The organism is Bacillus sp. FSL W8-0223, assembly GCF_038006805.1.
In the GTDB taxonomy this organism is placed as follows: domain Bacteria; phylum Bacillota; class Bacilli; order Bacillales; family DSM-4216; genus Bacillus_O; species Bacillus_O smithii.
In genome coordinates this window covers 544625-558985 of sequence record NZ_JBBOVX010000001.1, presented here as the reverse complement: position 1 = coordinate 558985, position 14361 = coordinate 544625, and the positions used below count along the sequence as shown (strand labels likewise).

The following is a 14361-nucleotide window of genomic DNA, read 5'->3' as shown; positions in this document are numbered from 1 at the left end:
CCTTTTTATGCTTTTTTAAAAGAAACGTATTTTGAACCAGCCGAACAATATAAACCGCCGCCCAGTTTATACCATGTGATATCGGTTTTTACCGTTCCGTAAACCCGATATCTATCGTTTTTCCGAAGAACTTTTTTGATTGTCCCTTTAAGCGAAGGAGATGTGCGGCAATTAAGCATGTTGACCTTTATGGTAATGATGCCTGTCGGAGAAGCCGATTTAACAGGTGACGACTTCGAAGTAGAAGCCGGTTTTGTTCGTGCCTCATCAGGTTTAGGATATTCTTTCAAGCTCAAAGTAACTTCTACCGATGAGGCTCTTCCTAAATTATCGATTGTTTTGTACCCTTCTTGGATGTCATCTATATACCAATACCCAGACGTAACAGGTTTGCTTCCGAGAATAAAAGATGATACTTTCCCTGCGTCTCTAAAAGACCTCAGCGTAGCCAGTGTATCTTCTGGAGAAACACCGTGAGACGCTTTTAAAACGATCTTGACGGACAGCGATTCCTGGCCGGGTCCGATGAATTCAGGTATAGGTTTTTTTAAATTGATATCGTGGAGTGTCCATCGAGCGCTACCGCTTCTGGAATACTCATTAGGTGTTAATATTTTTTTATCGGATACCTCAAAAACAACACCCGCAAAACTTCCAATTTGCATATTCAATCACCTCATTGAGGAGAAGATGTCGTTCCGGATGATCCATTAAACGAATGTGTGTGGTTTTTTAACGAAATTCCATCCGCAATGACATCCCCAACCACATGAACGGTTGCATTTGTTTTAATCGTGATTTCTCCCTGTACGTCTAGCGTAAGGGTGTGCGTATCCTGGTCATATTCAATGTATGTTCCGTCGGGAAACTGTAGATGACGCTTATTTTCTGAATTTACAGGTGGTGTATCCACTTCATTGTAAAACGAACCCACAATAAACCCCATTTTCGATGTATTCGGAAGGAATAAACAAACTACTTGCTCCCCAATCGACGGCATCCAATAGTCTTTAGAATCCTGCGATCCTCTCATTAAAACGGGAAGTTCTCGCGATACTACGTTTTCGAATAATACCTTTGCCGTCCCCCTATTTGGGTAGATAGCAGACACTCTCCCAACATCAATGGATTTCATTAATATCCCTCCAAGCATTTCCTCAATTCTAATGAGGTTTCCGACCCGGATCCGACAGAACCGCTTAAACTCGTAATGATATATTTTCCATCAAATGCTCCAAAATCTTTTAGATTAATACACTGCCCAGCATACAGCTGTAAAAATCCCGCCATTCTAATCGAAAAAGTGGTCGCTTCCTTATTAGCATTCCGTAAATTCTTTTTGGCCAATGTAATTGCAGCCGCTTGGGAAGAAACTTCTTCACTCACTTCTAAAATTCTAGTTGCACCAGGTGGGGGGGCCTTTGGTGTAAACGTATAGGTGAACGTTTTTTTCTTCTTGGCATCCGTATATTTCACTCGGCAAGACTTATAAACGGTTGTTAACGAATCCTTTCCGGAATACTCTTTCAATCGGTAATCCGTTCTTGAAATTGTTTCAACAGCAGGCTCTCTCTCAAGATCAGCTTCGTCTAAAATGATGATTTTCTTGTTCGCGATCTTTAAAGCTAGACCAGCGTCTGAGCACAATTTATTTAAAAAGGCAACATCGCTCTGATTTTCTTGATCGATTCGATCATATGTCGGGTTATCATCGGCCGAATAATACAGGGATAATTTATTGTTTTTCGCAATATCCCCTGCAATTTTTTTGAGATTGGTCTTTTCCCAAGCCTTTGTCTTTTTTTCGCCCTTCAAGGAAGAAGATTGCGGAATAGACGTGGCTTTTACAGATATTTTGTTTGGTGGACCGTTCGTGGAAAGCTCATCGATCTCAAAATATCCTAAACTTCTTGTCGTTTGTTTGTCTTGCCCCCACCCTGCTGAGATTAAAAGGGATACGTTGAGAGATGCGCCTTTTTTTGGAATCCAAGCGCTTGTAACCCATCGGCGTTCACGATCCGCTAAGGAAATAGAGATATCATCTGCTTGCCCGGATAGGTTATCCGTAAAGGAGATACTGTCCACAAAATCTTCGATGTCCCGTGTGATGTTGTTATTGTTATACGCAACATCCGCCGTGATCCTTCTCCCATCTACAATCATGCGTCCACCCCATCGAGTACGGTTATTTCATCAGTGCTTGTCTCCTCTTCTTCGTCTGTTGTTTCAAGCCAGTCCGGAAGATTTTGATCTATTAGATTGTCGGGCAAATCTGGAATCACAAGAGTAACACCGGCAGAAAAGATGATCACGTTTCGGTACTTAGGATTTGCACGCAAGAGCAAGGGGAATAAATACTCATTCCCCAACTGTTCCAGGGCGATTTTGTCAAACGTATCGCCTAATACTGTTGTATAGGTACGCATGTAATCCCCTCCTATTCATAGGAAAGCCGCTTTCTCTTATTTAAATATTCGTCCATTAATCGCTCAAACTGGTCGAATGACAATTTATTTACTTTTTCCACCTTTGTTTCATCAACTTCCCCCTGAAAATAATTATTAGGACTATAAATGATTTGAATCGGTGGTTGATCTGGAGTGTTACTATTTTTCGAAACTGTCGGAGCTGATCCGTTAATCATTTCACTGATGAAAGATAACAAACCAGACAACAACGAAGTTGTTTTGCCGTTGTTAATCACTTGTGTACCACCAGAGAGTCTAAGCAGTTCCGGCCCTTCTTCCCCAACAAGAGCCCATTGCTCATATCCAACCCTTCCGCCATTCTTGTACGGCTTATATCCGCCGCCTCTCATCATAGATCGAATACCAGGATGATTCATCACCCCGCCGTAACGAGCATCCATATACCGAATGGCTGCCAAAGCAGAATCCAAAGGATTCCGTCTATTGCCGTGTCCGGGATACATATAACGTCGGAAAGTGGATCCGATGATCTGGAATAAACCAACAGATGGATCACCGCGTTTAGCGTTGATATCCCAGTTGTTAACGGCATTAGGATTAAATCCCGACTCATGTTGAGCAATTGACATCAATGGGCCCAACAAAGACATTGGCTTTCCTAACATTCTCAAGGCCATGGTGATCGCTTTACGCGCTAACTCGGCGCCACTGCCTTTGAAATTGCTAAAATCGCCAAAATCGGCGAGTTTTTTCTTCACAAAATCCAAAGCCTTGCTTTTGATTAATTTATAGGATCCGGATGCTATTTCCCCCAAAACGGCCGGAAGATTGGGTACAGTCACGCCTGCTTTATCAAGTACTTTTTTTAACAATTCTGCTGGTTTTGTAACGTAACTAAACACGTCTATGGCCATATCTTTAGCGTCGGAAACTTTGTCTGCTATCCATTCTTTACCCGCATTGTAGGCATTGGTTATGATGTTCCCCTCAGCATAAGCCGGAATATTGTAGTCACTCAAAATTTTGCTTGTGGTTTTCGCATTTATCACTTGAGTTCCTTTTGGAAAATTCATTAGTGTTGGAGTAGCCGGGGTTAATCCGACTTGACCATTTGGTAATCGATATAACTCAGGTCCTGCATTGGATCCTTTACCATCTCCCACCACAGCCAATCCGCCTGGGTGCCCTGACGTACCATACGCGTACTGAGGAACTTTCCACTCGTTGATTGATGAACTAACTCCGATGTTTCTAAGTATCCAGTTCAATCCCTTTATAACGCCATTGACCATTTTTCCGATGCCTCTTAGCATTTTGTTGGTCATTGTTGTAATGCCGGACAAAGCTTTTCCCGCCATCGAAGCAATACCGCTACCGATTTTTTCAGGGAGAGAGCGCGCGCCGGAAACTATATCGCCGAAATGGCGTTTCACGCCGGTCCACATTTCTTTGGCTAAAGAAACCGCTGCATTTTTAGCAATTGTAAAACCTTGTCTTATCTTACTTCCAAGATCCAAGACAAGAGTCCATACATTGCCTACTCCTCCGGAAAAAAAGGACTTTATTGTTGTCCACATACTGCTGAATCGTGTAATCGCACCTGTTGCTAGTGCCTTTATGCCACCGATGATGCGACCGACGAATAAGAGATTGACAAAGTTCCAGATGAACTGGATAGCTCCTATAAATAATTGTTTGACCCCTTGCCACATTTTAGAAAAATCGCCCGTAAACAATCCTGTAAAAATTCGGATGATGCCTAAAATGATGTTTAGACCGCCCTGGATAATTCCTCTCACGTTGGTCCAAATCGTGTTGGCTATCAATAAAATAACGGGTCCGATAGCCCGTAAAATAGAAACAATGACGCTAAAAACATTACGAACCGCTTGGGCGATTTGGGCTCCGTCTGTGCTCCAAAATTGGATCAATTGAGCTGCTATATTACGCATAAATGCAACAATTTGCGATAAAACGGGGCGTATGATCGTAAAAATGGTCAGAAATACACGAATTAAGCCCCCAGCAATACTGCCGGCTACTTTAAACACATTGGATACGGCAGACACGATGGCCGGTCCGTTTTGCTGCCAAAATGCAAAAATTTGGGCGAATGCTTGTCTGGCAGTTGATCCAATATTTTTAAGCAATGGGCCTGCCTTGGCCACTAAAGATGAAATGGTAGGTGCTATATTTTCAAAAACACTTTTTACCGTATTTCCGAATCCAGAAATAGGGTGTTCGGCAGATAATAGGTTAGCGACAAAACCCGTCACTCCTTTGATGGCTTTTAAAATGGCCGAGCCCATAGGAGCAAGCACAGGAGCAAGTTGAGAAAATAAGTTTTTCAAAATAGAAAAAATGTTCCCTATAATGCCCACTAAAACAGGACCATTCTGTTTGGCGTATTCTATAAAGCTTTGAAAAGCTTTAGATTGACTTAAACCGGCTGTCCACTCGGCGAAACTTCGAGTCATCCTGACTAACCCTTCTTCTACGCCTGCGCCAACCGGTGCAAATGCCTGCAGTAAATTCATCACACCCATAAATGAGTTACCCGAAATAACCGCAAAATTATAAATAGCTTCAGAAGCATTGGTAGATAACCAATCAAAAAAGCCTTTCAAAGCTGGTCCTTGTAAGGCTTGGTTGAATTTCTCCGTCAATTCCACTACTACATCCGCCACGTTTGTAATGGTGGGTTTTAGAAGATTTAAACCGTTTTGGGCGATTTGTAGAGAATTCCCGAACGCTTGAAATATGGGTTTTTCAAAACTTTGAGTATAGTTATCCCAAAATGTTTTAAAGCTCTGCAAATTTTGCAGAGCTTTTCTTTGTTCAGCGCTCATGTCCGCGTAAACGGCTGCCAATTCCTTCTGTGCGGCAATTCTTTCTTTAGCTGTATCAGCCTGATCTATCTTTTCTTGGATTTTCGAGACTTGATCCGAAGCTTCAACTACTTTTGAGATTGCAGAGCTCGCAACGACGCCATACGCAGTCGCTCCCGCTCCTGCTGCAGCAAAAGAAGCTCCTAACCCCATCACAGCTGCCGTTGCTGGAGCAGCCGCAGCCGTTATGGCAGCGAATCCATTGGCGACAAGTGACATTTTCACAGATGCTTTTCCTGCCTGTTCCGCTGTTCGCTTAAACTTCTCGATTTCTTGGTTAGCTTTAGCAAAAGCTGCCCTGACAGAGGAGTTAACAAAAGCGCTCAATCGAAAGGCAATTTCATAGGTTTTTTGGTTGCTGCTCATTTTTTGTCACCTCTTGAACGTCGTCAATGAACTCGCTTAAATCAACTAAAGGCATGTCTAAAAACTGGTGGTAGTCGGTATTTAGATAAAAAGAAAGGCGGATACATACTTTTCGTATGTCCCGCCCTTTTAGCTTGATTTCCATTATTTGATTTGTTTTTTCTACAACTCCGAATCGTTTAAAAAACGTATTACCTCATTTTTTACTTTCAGTGCTTCACGTGCCGGGAGATTATTAAAGAATTCAAGTGGCAGTTTAGTTGCTCTCGAAGCAATTGCAAACGTGTATGCCAAGGTTAATTCCGGCACTGGTGAAAATTGCCCGCTTGCGCTATAAATCTTATCTGCTTCCAGTAAATCATTTCCGCTCAAGTCATCGATTCCAGAAAGATCGATGCTTGTGTACTCTTTTCCTTCAAAGGTGTATGGTTTTTTGAATTCTACTACTCCTTCTTTATTTTCTGCCGAAGTTTGAGTATTAACGGTTGATTGTTCACTAGATTCATTAGCTTGTACTTCGTTTAAAGTTTGATTTTGTTCTTCCATTGTTCATCTCTCCTTTAAATCATGTTAATGAAATCTTTCAACATGTCCTGACCATTCAAGATGTATTTATAGTTGAGCTTATCCAGTTCCAACAATGTAGTTCCGTTTTCCTCGATTTTGATGTATAAAACTTCTAACGTATTGGTGCTCTCCGTAGCCGCTCCAACGTTTAAACTACCGAGATCTAACCCTTTCGGTTGGCCTTTTATAGTGATTTTCAGTGGACGAAACTGGATTTGTCCCGCCGTAGTATCGTAACTCTGTTGCGCAGCACGAAGAACAATTGGTCTACCACTGTTATTCAAAAGCGAAAAAGATTGATCGTACAGAGTTTTAAACTTTATTTCGATCGTCATGCTTCCAAAATGACCAGGATTCACACTTTCGTATTCACCTAGAATCCCGGCGCCTGAGATCTTTTCAGATGTCGGTTCAAGATTAGGAAGTTTTACCTCCCCTGTAACCCCAAGTAGCTTTTCCGTATCATCATACACGTTATAGTTCGCGACTTTTTCCGGAATAATCATAAACTCAGCCTCCTAGTGCCGCTTTTGCTGTAATTGTTGGGTCGAACTCAAGAATGTTTGTGATACTTTCAGCTGGCGTATAAGCCCCGATTTTTTGAATAAATACAATTTTACCGTTCAAAATTGCATCAGTCGGATTCATACTTTCACGGAACTCAATGGTGGCTCCCGGGATTTGTCCTCGGCCACTAAACCCGTTGGCCCGTATATTTTCTGCATCTACCACACTCTCAATCAATCGTTTATTGGTCGGATCATCTACTTTATCGAAAAAGGCAAGGATAAATGAATTGCCCCACCATTGGAAGACCCGGCGAACAGCGATGAAACGGTCCTGTGGTTCTGTTAATTCTGGATACGCTGCCGTATTGTTCCCCCATGTTCGCCATCCGTTGAAATTAATGGCTGTGACAACACCAATGCTATTCAAAACATTGGCATCTGGTTGGTCTAAGAAAACCTCTGTCCCATCTGCTAATACGGTAGCATCAATAGGTAAAGATTTATTAGAAGGTGACACAAATGGAACGCCGTCGTTTTCTGCATCCGTCTGGGCCACTCTCGCAGCATAAACAGCACTGTACCAAAGTTTTTTCCCGTTTGCTTTTACCTTTGGCCACAGTGGAATACTTTCTTTTTTGTTATATCCATTTGTTTCCTTCCAAGCTTGTACATCTTCATACTTTTTCACGGTCGAGCTATCAATATCTAGGATATTCATAACGCTGAAATTTCCGTTTATATTGGTTGATTTTGCGGCTAAAACCGCAGCAACCTCTGGATAATGACTCCATCCTGGTGCAAGGAGCTGCGCCGGAAGCACATTCAGTTGTGGGAAAACCTTACGGATCAACTCAATTCCGCTATATTTTCCCGTTTCCACATCATATCCTCCGATAATGTCCTCTTTTGTAACTGCACTTGGATCAAGCTTATCGAAAGTAACAGAAAGAGTCGTGGCGGATCCGATAGCTCCAGTTGATAAAACACCGATGACAGCTTTTCCATTTTCATCAAAAGACAGGGTGTAATCCGTATCTTTTTGGAAAGTGGTCGTTCCGGAAGCGTCTTTAACCTCGACTGAATCCAGTAAAACCCCATCGTCATCGATCGTTGCCATCTTTTTCGAGATCGTAACTGTCTTATTCGATACCGTTGTCTTATGAATATCAGGATCTAAAACATTTACAAGTACAATTGGGGCAACGTTGAACAATTCAAAGCTCGCATAAACCGACTGATTAAGTGTATAATCATCGAAATCATAGCCATATCCAATCTTTTCTTTCACGTCTTCTAATGTTTCCACTAAAATTGGTACGTTTACAGCTGATTTGGGATCCTCAATTAGATTAACTGGCGCAGTCCCAAACACAACTTGAACAGCCGACAGAGAACGAGACGGTTCTGCTGGTGTCTGCTGTTCAATAATTTGAACACCGTGTTGATAGGCCATTATTTTTCACCTCTTGCATAGGTTTGAATTTGCTGATTCAGCACATATTCGCCAGTCCCTTGTGTCGCCAAGTTACGTCTTGCCTCTGACAATTTTGAGACTGGAACCATCAGCGCTTTAATTGCTGGGCATTTTTTTATATGAGGCTCCAATGAAGCAGGAAGACCATTTTTGAATATCGAAAACTGTTGAAGCCCCGCTTTTGGAATACTGCTTCCTACATACACGACTGTTTCGTTGCTGTTTTTCTGCTCTTTTACCGTTTTTTCAGAAGTAACAACCTTTTTCACTGGTTTTGCAGTGGTATTTTCACTTGTAACAGCTGCTTTTTCTTCAGTCATATCAAGCCCTCCAAATCTTGACGATCATATGCAGGCATGGACCAACTTGTTTCGACCGCCCCATAGTAATAAGGGTCCGTTTCTTCTTCGAGAATCCGCCATTTTAACGGATATTTAAGTGTAAATCGCCTGTTAATGACCGGTTCTTTTTTCAAAACTTCCACGATTTTGTTGATGATTTGTGTTACATCTCGATAGCCTTGGTTCTGATTATCGTCGTCGAACGTCCCTATAACGAAGCCTACAGTCGTTATATTCTCGTTTTGTTCGTCTTGTTCGCCTTTTTGCTCACCCTCTAGCAATTTCACGATGACAAACGGGAATAAATCTTGATCTTTATCCGATTTTTGCGGCAGATTTTGTTCAAAAATGTTCACATGAACACGATCTCCGCTTGGCGAATTAAACAATGTGTCAGAAAAGGCATTTTCCAATCTTTCTTTCAAGCCAGCTTGCAAATCAGTAGGAATCACGAGCTAACACCTCGATCCAAAATACGATTGATTTCATGATCCAGTCGTTTATAGAAGGTTTTTTCGCCTTCTGCATTGATTTTTTCTCTAATTTCTTCATTTTGTAGCATTTGTGGAACAGATGGGCCAAACAAACGCTGAATCGGAAGCCGTTTACTGGTTGTCCGACGAAATACCTTAATTCCGTTGATATCCGCTACAAAGGCGCTCCCTAACGACTTCATTCCATCCTTCTTAACTCCCGCTCTAATAGGAGATTTCCGCTTTGGATTCACGGTTTTTGGCGATATTTTAAAACGATCTAACGGTATGAGGTTTCCGCGGCTTTTGACAATTGCGGTTAAATTGGCTCTACTTGCCCTTGTTTTGGAAAGAGTCGCCCTAATATCCGCTGCTTTAATGTTGTATTCCTGCCTCACTTCTCTGCTAATGTTAGATGCAACGTTGGTCAAAGCCCTATTCAGGGCTGATGAAATAGCTTGAGGAGCTTTGTTTGGCACATCTCTAAGCCGTTTTTGCACCATTTTTAGCATGACCTTGTCAATTTCTACTTCTACGTTTACGCCTTTCTTCATGATCGATACCCCGCTAACGTGATGGTATAGACCCCTAAATTTTCAGTAAAATGGATTACTTCATACGAAGTTTTATCGATTTTTATCCGTTTACCAACAAATGGCTCTTCTTTCAATGAAGAAATCGGCACATGAAAAAGGAGCTCGCCTCTGGCAAGCCCCTCCGCATCCGCTTTAAGGTTGTATTTTCCCAATAAAAAGTCATCTATAACTACTAATACAGTTTCGCCGTCAATCTGCATTTCACTCGCAAATTCGTTTGCATTAAAAAACACATTATTCACGTCTTCGGCTAAAAAATCCTTAAAGTTCGGCATATCATTCCTCTTCTTCTTCCAAGAATTCGCCAACTTTGTTCTCAGAAATGATTTGAAGTATCAAATCTTTCTTGGAAATGTTGCCTTTAAACGTCATTCCTACACTTGCAGCCACTTGTTTCAATTCATCATAACCGTATGCATTATCCAGATCAGCATAAATTTGCTGCTGCTCATCCGTAAGTTGAACGCTTGAAGCTTCCGGATCTTCTTTTTGATCCACAAAAAATGCGACTCCCATATCAGTGAGTCGCTTGGCCTGATCATCTGAAATTTTTGTAATGATTTGACCGGCTTCATAAATTTTCCCGTCATGTCGAACGGTATTAATCACCTTTACACCCAAGAGATCTCACCCTCCTCCATTAAATTACTTTCGCTACGTACCAGCTGTCTACTTCGTGTGGTACAGGCAACGGACGACTATTGATTTGCAAAAAGCGTGCTGCCGGATTCTTTTGAACCCACGTGTCTGGAATGCGGGCACCCTCGTAAGTTCGGAAACTATTAGTGGCAGCATCCATCAATGTCACGGCTCCATACAGCATAGAAGACCTTGATCTTGTAGAACCTACCAAGATTGTTCCGGCTGGAACCATAGATTTTTCCGTTTGCGACTCCTCGTCAAAGTACCATTCATCATAGCTGTATATATCAAGCCCGAGAGAAGAAAGAGAACCAATATATGTTACTCCATTCGGTAAAGTCTGCGGCTCGATTTTCCCAAGAATAATCCTTGTATTGTCCATTACTTTTTGCACAGCAGTATGATTGACAAAAGCATCCACAACGTCCGAAGCCATTACAACAATGTCCGGTGTAATCCCTGATTTTTGGATAAGCGTTAGCCGCCAATTCTTCAAATCAGCGATTGGATTACTGTTTGGATCGGTCCATAAATCAGAACCGCTTAACGTCATTTTATTCGTGAAGTCAAAATCTAACTGTTGATCAATCCCTTCACCGATAATATCCACTTTTCCTGTAAATAAAATTTGGGCGGCCATCCATTCTTCTCGACGAGTAATAGCTTCATCCATTTCCGCTAAGTCTCGTGCAATCATTTCAATCGCACGTTCCTCAGGAGTTTTGGTTGTGTAGATGGTTTCGCCCATCGATCGTTTACTGATATCATCTCCTGTTAAAACTCGAAGAGGTTTAATTGTTGCTGGTTTAAACGATTTTGTTGTGAACCCTTGACGGTCCATTACCTGTCCCGGCAATCGCGGAGAAACAAACGGCGCCATTTTTCTACGCCCCTTGTAATAATCAACGTCTACATGTTCAGTTTGGAAAGTATCTACATTAGGAAAAAAGGTTTGTTTCAAGAAAGTATTGACCGGCATTAAAGATTCCATCGCCGCTAATAATGTTCTAGTGTCGTAAATGCTGATTGCCATTATGTTTTATCCCCCTTTAAGCCTTCACATTTTCTTTAAGAAAAATGCCAATCTTACGAAGTGCTTCTTTGTGCGTTTCGTATGTGTCCTGGCCACCAAAAATCAATGCATTTTGGTTAAATTCACCCGTTAAATATACGACTGCAGGAACATCTTCCGTCGTAGCATCCACATTATCGGCCAAAATGCCATATGGTACCTTTGCACTTTCATCTGCAGATGCCGAATCCACGATAACCGCCTTTTTCTCAGAATCCAAAGCGATCACAGTTCCTCTTACATACGATTGTCCACTTTTAACAGTGACGGTATCCGTGACAACATTCGCGCCACCAGCAAATAAATTGTCATACTCAAATGACCCAATGGTATTCGCTAATTGTTCCATTATTTCACCGCTCCTCTCATTCTATTGATCACGCCTGCAATGATTTTCCCTTTTTCGGCTGCTTCTACTTTTTCGTCCTTTCCGCTGGCTTGCGGAGCAACATCACCTGGAACTTCGTTTAATTTTTGCGCATCTTCTAAACGATTTTCTAAATAGTTTTTGCCTCTTTGTTTTTCGGCTTTTATGATTTCAACCGCCAGTTCTTGTGCGCTGATTTTAGTTTCGAATTTAGCCTTATTCACCAGCTCTTCATTGCCTGGTAGTTCCAGTTCTTCAATAGCTTTAATGCGTTGATTTTCAGCTTTCACTCCCTCCTCATAACCTTCATTTTTAATTTGTTCATAGAGTTCAGGATACTCATTTTTCAATTTTTCAATATCCATATTGTCCTCTTCCTCCTTTTCATGGCTGGCATTCATCACATTTGCTTTCGGTAAAGAATTGGTAGGTTCAGTCTTATTAGCACTCAACTCATTTCTTATCTTTTCAATGACTTGTTTTGGTATCATGCCAGAATCAGCACTTGCAACTGCTTGGACAGTTTGGTTAAACATAATTTCATCAACCAAATTGTGTTCTAATGCCTGCTGTGGAGTTAACCATGTTTCAGCATCCATCATGGACAATAGCTCTTCATATGGTTTACCACTTTTCAGGCTGTAGGCATTTGCAATGGTCTGATTTACATTCTTTAGAAATGCCGATGCATGATCCATATCCCTGTAATCGCCTTCGGCCCGAACGGAGGCATTATGAATCATCATTTGGGCCGTAGGCGACATCATCACTTTATCTCCTGCCATTGCAACGACACTTGCCGCACTTGCGGCAATGCCGACTATTTTAACAGTAACCTTTCCCTGATAATCTTTTAGGGTTGTATAAATTTCCGAAGCATCAAACACAGATCCCCCGCCGCTATTAATCTCAACGACTAAATCTTCATTATTGGCTTCTTTTAGTTGATCTGATATTTTTTTAGGAGATACAGCTTCAACACCAAACCAATCATAGATCCATTGATCGCTGTTAGGTATGATTGGACCCTTTATGTTAATTGTTCTCATCAGTATTCACCCCCTCATCATCAGGATTTTGGCTTGGATCAACGTTCGAAGTTGAACCATTTTGAGTTGGTATTAGACCTCCATCCCTACGCACCTTCTCTTCCAGTACACGCAAATTATTGTTTTTAAAGAAGTTGCCCCCTGTTAATTCAACCGTTTCACGTGTTCTCGTGCTAAATCCGTTTTCTACGCGCTTCTCGGCCGCTGTCACCTCCTTCAACGGATCCAATTGTCCTTGGGATGGTCCATGCCATTCCGCCATGGAATAAGCCTTTCTAGCGAGTGGATCCGTGAAAAATCCCGGGGCGTAAATGCGGCCTTTCGCAATGGCTTCCGCTAAAAATTCTTCGTAAATAGGCTGGCAAAAGTCATTAGCCATCCATTCTCTCCGCATCCTGAACATTTTCCAAGCTTCCAACAGAGCACCACGGCTTGCGGAATAACTGGCAGTAAAGTTTTTCATTAATAATTCATACGGAATTTCCAAAGCCGCTCCAATTTGCCGGCAGATTGCAGAGACGAATCCATCAAACGCCGTGTTAGGCCGACCAGGATTCGACTCTTGGACTTTTTCATTTTCTCCCAAATACACAATCGTTCCATTTCCCAGCTCGATTGATCCGTCATCTTCTTCGTCAACGAGATCTTCTTCTGCAATACCTGTATTAAATTGCTCTCCTTGTTTGGTTTCTGTCGTAATAAAAACGGTATACATACCTGAGATGACTGCTGCCATGAGCTCAGCTTCTGTATACCGCGATAATTGTTTTAAACTTTCAATTACCGGAGCAAGAATTGGAACCCCGCGACGTTGTTCAGGCCGTTCTGATTCCATTAAATGCAGAACATTTGGACGTCCCGTTTTCGCCCCGAATTTTTCTACTCGTGTCCATGAATTTTGAGTCATATAAACGGAATTGGGGTGATTTTTAGCAATATGATAAGCAACAATCTCTCCAATATCGTTGATTTCGACCCCATTTACAATCTTGTAATCTAAATCATTCACGTATCGATCCGGATTGCAGACACGGTCCGCTTCGATAATCTGAACGCGAAGATCATATGGCATCCCTGGTCTCGGAATGATCGGCAATAAAACAAAACAATCTCCGCTCATTATCCAGGATAAAAAAGCTAATTGCTGCAGCTCGTAAAAGTTATTCATGCGCTGCGCATCGCAATTAATGGATTCTGCCCATAATGCGAATTCCCGTTCTACCATGGATTCCCATTGATCCGCCTCATCTAATGTCATCCCTAAATATTCATAGTCGATTTGAGCATTTAGCTTAAGACCTGCTCCGATTACATTCGTTCGTAGCGTTTTTAAGGCACCAGTTGCTAGAGGGGCACCCATATAAAGATCCCGCGACCGTTCCCGAAGCTTTTCAATGTTAAATTCAATATCCTCAAGCGCTGAACCGGGGCTGCTAATCCACCCAAGAAGGCTTTTTTTCTTCGTACTGGCTCCGTGATTCCCATAGCCTTGGTTCAATACGTTCAATTTTTTCCTGGCAGCCGCTCGTTTTAATGCCCAATTCGGAGCAAAAACTTCGATTGTTTTGTCAAAAACATTCATCTTCAT

16 protein-coding genes and 1 pseudogene are annotated in these 14361 nt (G+C 41.9%); all 17 read right to left on the bottom strand.

Features of this window, described 5'->3' with window-relative positions; genetic code table 11:
* Window positions 1-5: 5 nt before the first annotated feature.
* Window positions 6-665, bottom strand: a complete 660-nt coding sequence (locus NST81_RS02960) for a phage tail protein (RefSeq protein ID WP_341028283.1) — start codon at window positions 663-665, stop codon at window positions 6-8.
* 11 nt (window positions 666-676) lie between these two features.
* Window positions 677-1135: a phage baseplate assembly protein V gene (locus NST81_RS02955; RefSeq protein ID WP_341028280.1), complete on the bottom strand. Its 459-nt coding sequence runs from the start codon at window positions 1133-1135 to the stop codon at window positions 677-679.
* Window positions 1135-2163 (bottom strand): phage late control D family protein, encoded by a 1029-nt coding sequence (locus NST81_RS02950; protein ID WP_341028279.1) that lies wholly within the window; start codon window positions 2161-2163, stop codon window positions 1135-1137. The genes NST81_RS02955 and NST81_RS02950 overlap by 1 nt, the downstream gene beginning before the upstream one ends.
* Entirely contained in the window at window positions 2160-2426 is a 267-nt protein-coding gene (locus NST81_RS02945) for a phage tail protein (RefSeq protein WP_341028277.1), read from the bottom strand. Before NST81_RS02945 ends, NST81_RS02950 begins: the two co-directional genes overlap by 4 nt.
* 11 nt (window positions 2427-2437) lie before the next feature.
* Window positions 2438-5683 (bottom strand): transglycosylase SLT domain-containing protein, encoded by a 3246-nt coding sequence (locus tag NST81_RS02940; RefSeq protein ID WP_341028275.1) that lies wholly within the window; start codon window positions 5681-5683, stop codon window positions 2438-2440.
* Between the two features lie 162 nt (window positions 5684-5845).
* Window positions 5846-6229 carry a hypothetical protein gene (locus tag NST81_RS02935; RefSeq protein WP_341028274.1) on the bottom strand — a complete coding sequence of 128 codons (384 nt, stop codon included), beginning with the start codon at window positions 6227-6229 and terminating at the stop codon, window positions 5846-5848.
* 14 nt (window positions 6230-6243) lie between these two features.
* Window positions 6244-6756: a phage major tail tube protein gene (locus tag NST81_RS02930; protein ID WP_341028272.1), complete on the bottom strand. Its 513-nt coding sequence runs from the start codon at window positions 6754-6756 to the stop codon at window positions 6244-6246.
* A gap of 4 nt (window positions 6757-6760) precedes the next feature.
* Window positions 6761-8212 carry a phage tail sheath family protein gene (locus NST81_RS02925; protein WP_341028270.1) on the bottom strand — a complete coding sequence of 484 codons (1452 nt, stop codon included), beginning with the start codon at window positions 8210-8212 and terminating at the stop codon, window positions 6761-6763.
* Window positions 8212-8553, bottom strand: a complete 342-nt coding sequence (locus NST81_RS02920) for a hypothetical protein (protein ID WP_341028269.1) — start codon at window positions 8551-8553, stop codon at window positions 8212-8214. The genes NST81_RS02925 and NST81_RS02920 overlap by 1 nt, the downstream gene beginning before the upstream one ends.
* A complete protein-coding gene (locus tag NST81_RS02915) occupies window positions 8550-9026 on the bottom strand; it encodes a hypothetical protein (RefSeq protein WP_341028266.1) in 477 nt (158 codons plus the stop codon). Before NST81_RS02915 ends, NST81_RS02920 begins: the two co-directional genes overlap by 4 nt.
* Window positions 9023-9601 carry a phage tail protein gene (locus NST81_RS02910; protein WP_341028264.1) on the bottom strand — a complete coding sequence of 193 codons (579 nt, stop codon included), beginning with the start codon at window positions 9599-9601 and terminating at the stop codon, window positions 9023-9025. Before NST81_RS02910 ends, NST81_RS02915 begins: the two co-directional genes overlap by 4 nt.
* On the bottom strand, window positions 9598-9918 hold the full coding sequence (locus NST81_RS02905) for a hypothetical protein (RefSeq protein ID WP_341028262.1): 321 nt from the start codon (window positions 9916-9918) through the stop codon (window positions 9598-9600). The genes NST81_RS02910 and NST81_RS02905 overlap by 4 nt, the downstream gene beginning before the upstream one ends.
* A 1-nt stretch (window position 9919) precedes the next feature.
* Complete coding sequence (locus NST81_RS02900) at window positions 9920-10264, bottom strand: DUF7210 family protein (RefSeq protein ID WP_341028259.1); 345 nt, start codon at window positions 10262-10264, stop codon at window positions 9920-9922.
* 19 nt (window positions 10265-10283) lie between these two features.
* Window positions 10284-11318: a major capsid protein gene (locus NST81_RS02895; protein WP_341028256.1), complete on the bottom strand. Its 1035-nt coding sequence runs from the start codon at window positions 11316-11318 to the stop codon at window positions 10284-10286.
* Window positions 11319-11334: 16 nt separating this feature from the next.
* Window positions 11335-11706, bottom strand: coding sequence for a head decoration protein (locus tag NST81_RS02890; protein ID WP_341028253.1), 372 nt, complete (start codon window positions 11704-11706; stop codon window positions 11335-11337).
* A 473-nt stretch (window positions 11707-12179) separates the two neighbouring features.
* Window positions 12180-12773 (bottom strand): annotated as a pseudogene (locus tag NST81_RS17590) (head maturation protease, ClpP-related); the annotation flags it as partial.
* The gene (locus tag NST81_RS02880; RefSeq protein ID WP_341028248.1) at window positions 12760-14355 is read right to left on the bottom strand and encodes a phage portal protein; all 1596 of its coding nucleotides are present in this window, start codon (window positions 14353-14355) and stop codon (window positions 12760-12762) included. The pseudogene NST81_RS17590 and the gene NST81_RS02880, both read right to left, overlap by 14 nt.
* Window positions 14356-14361: the final 6 nt, after the last annotated feature.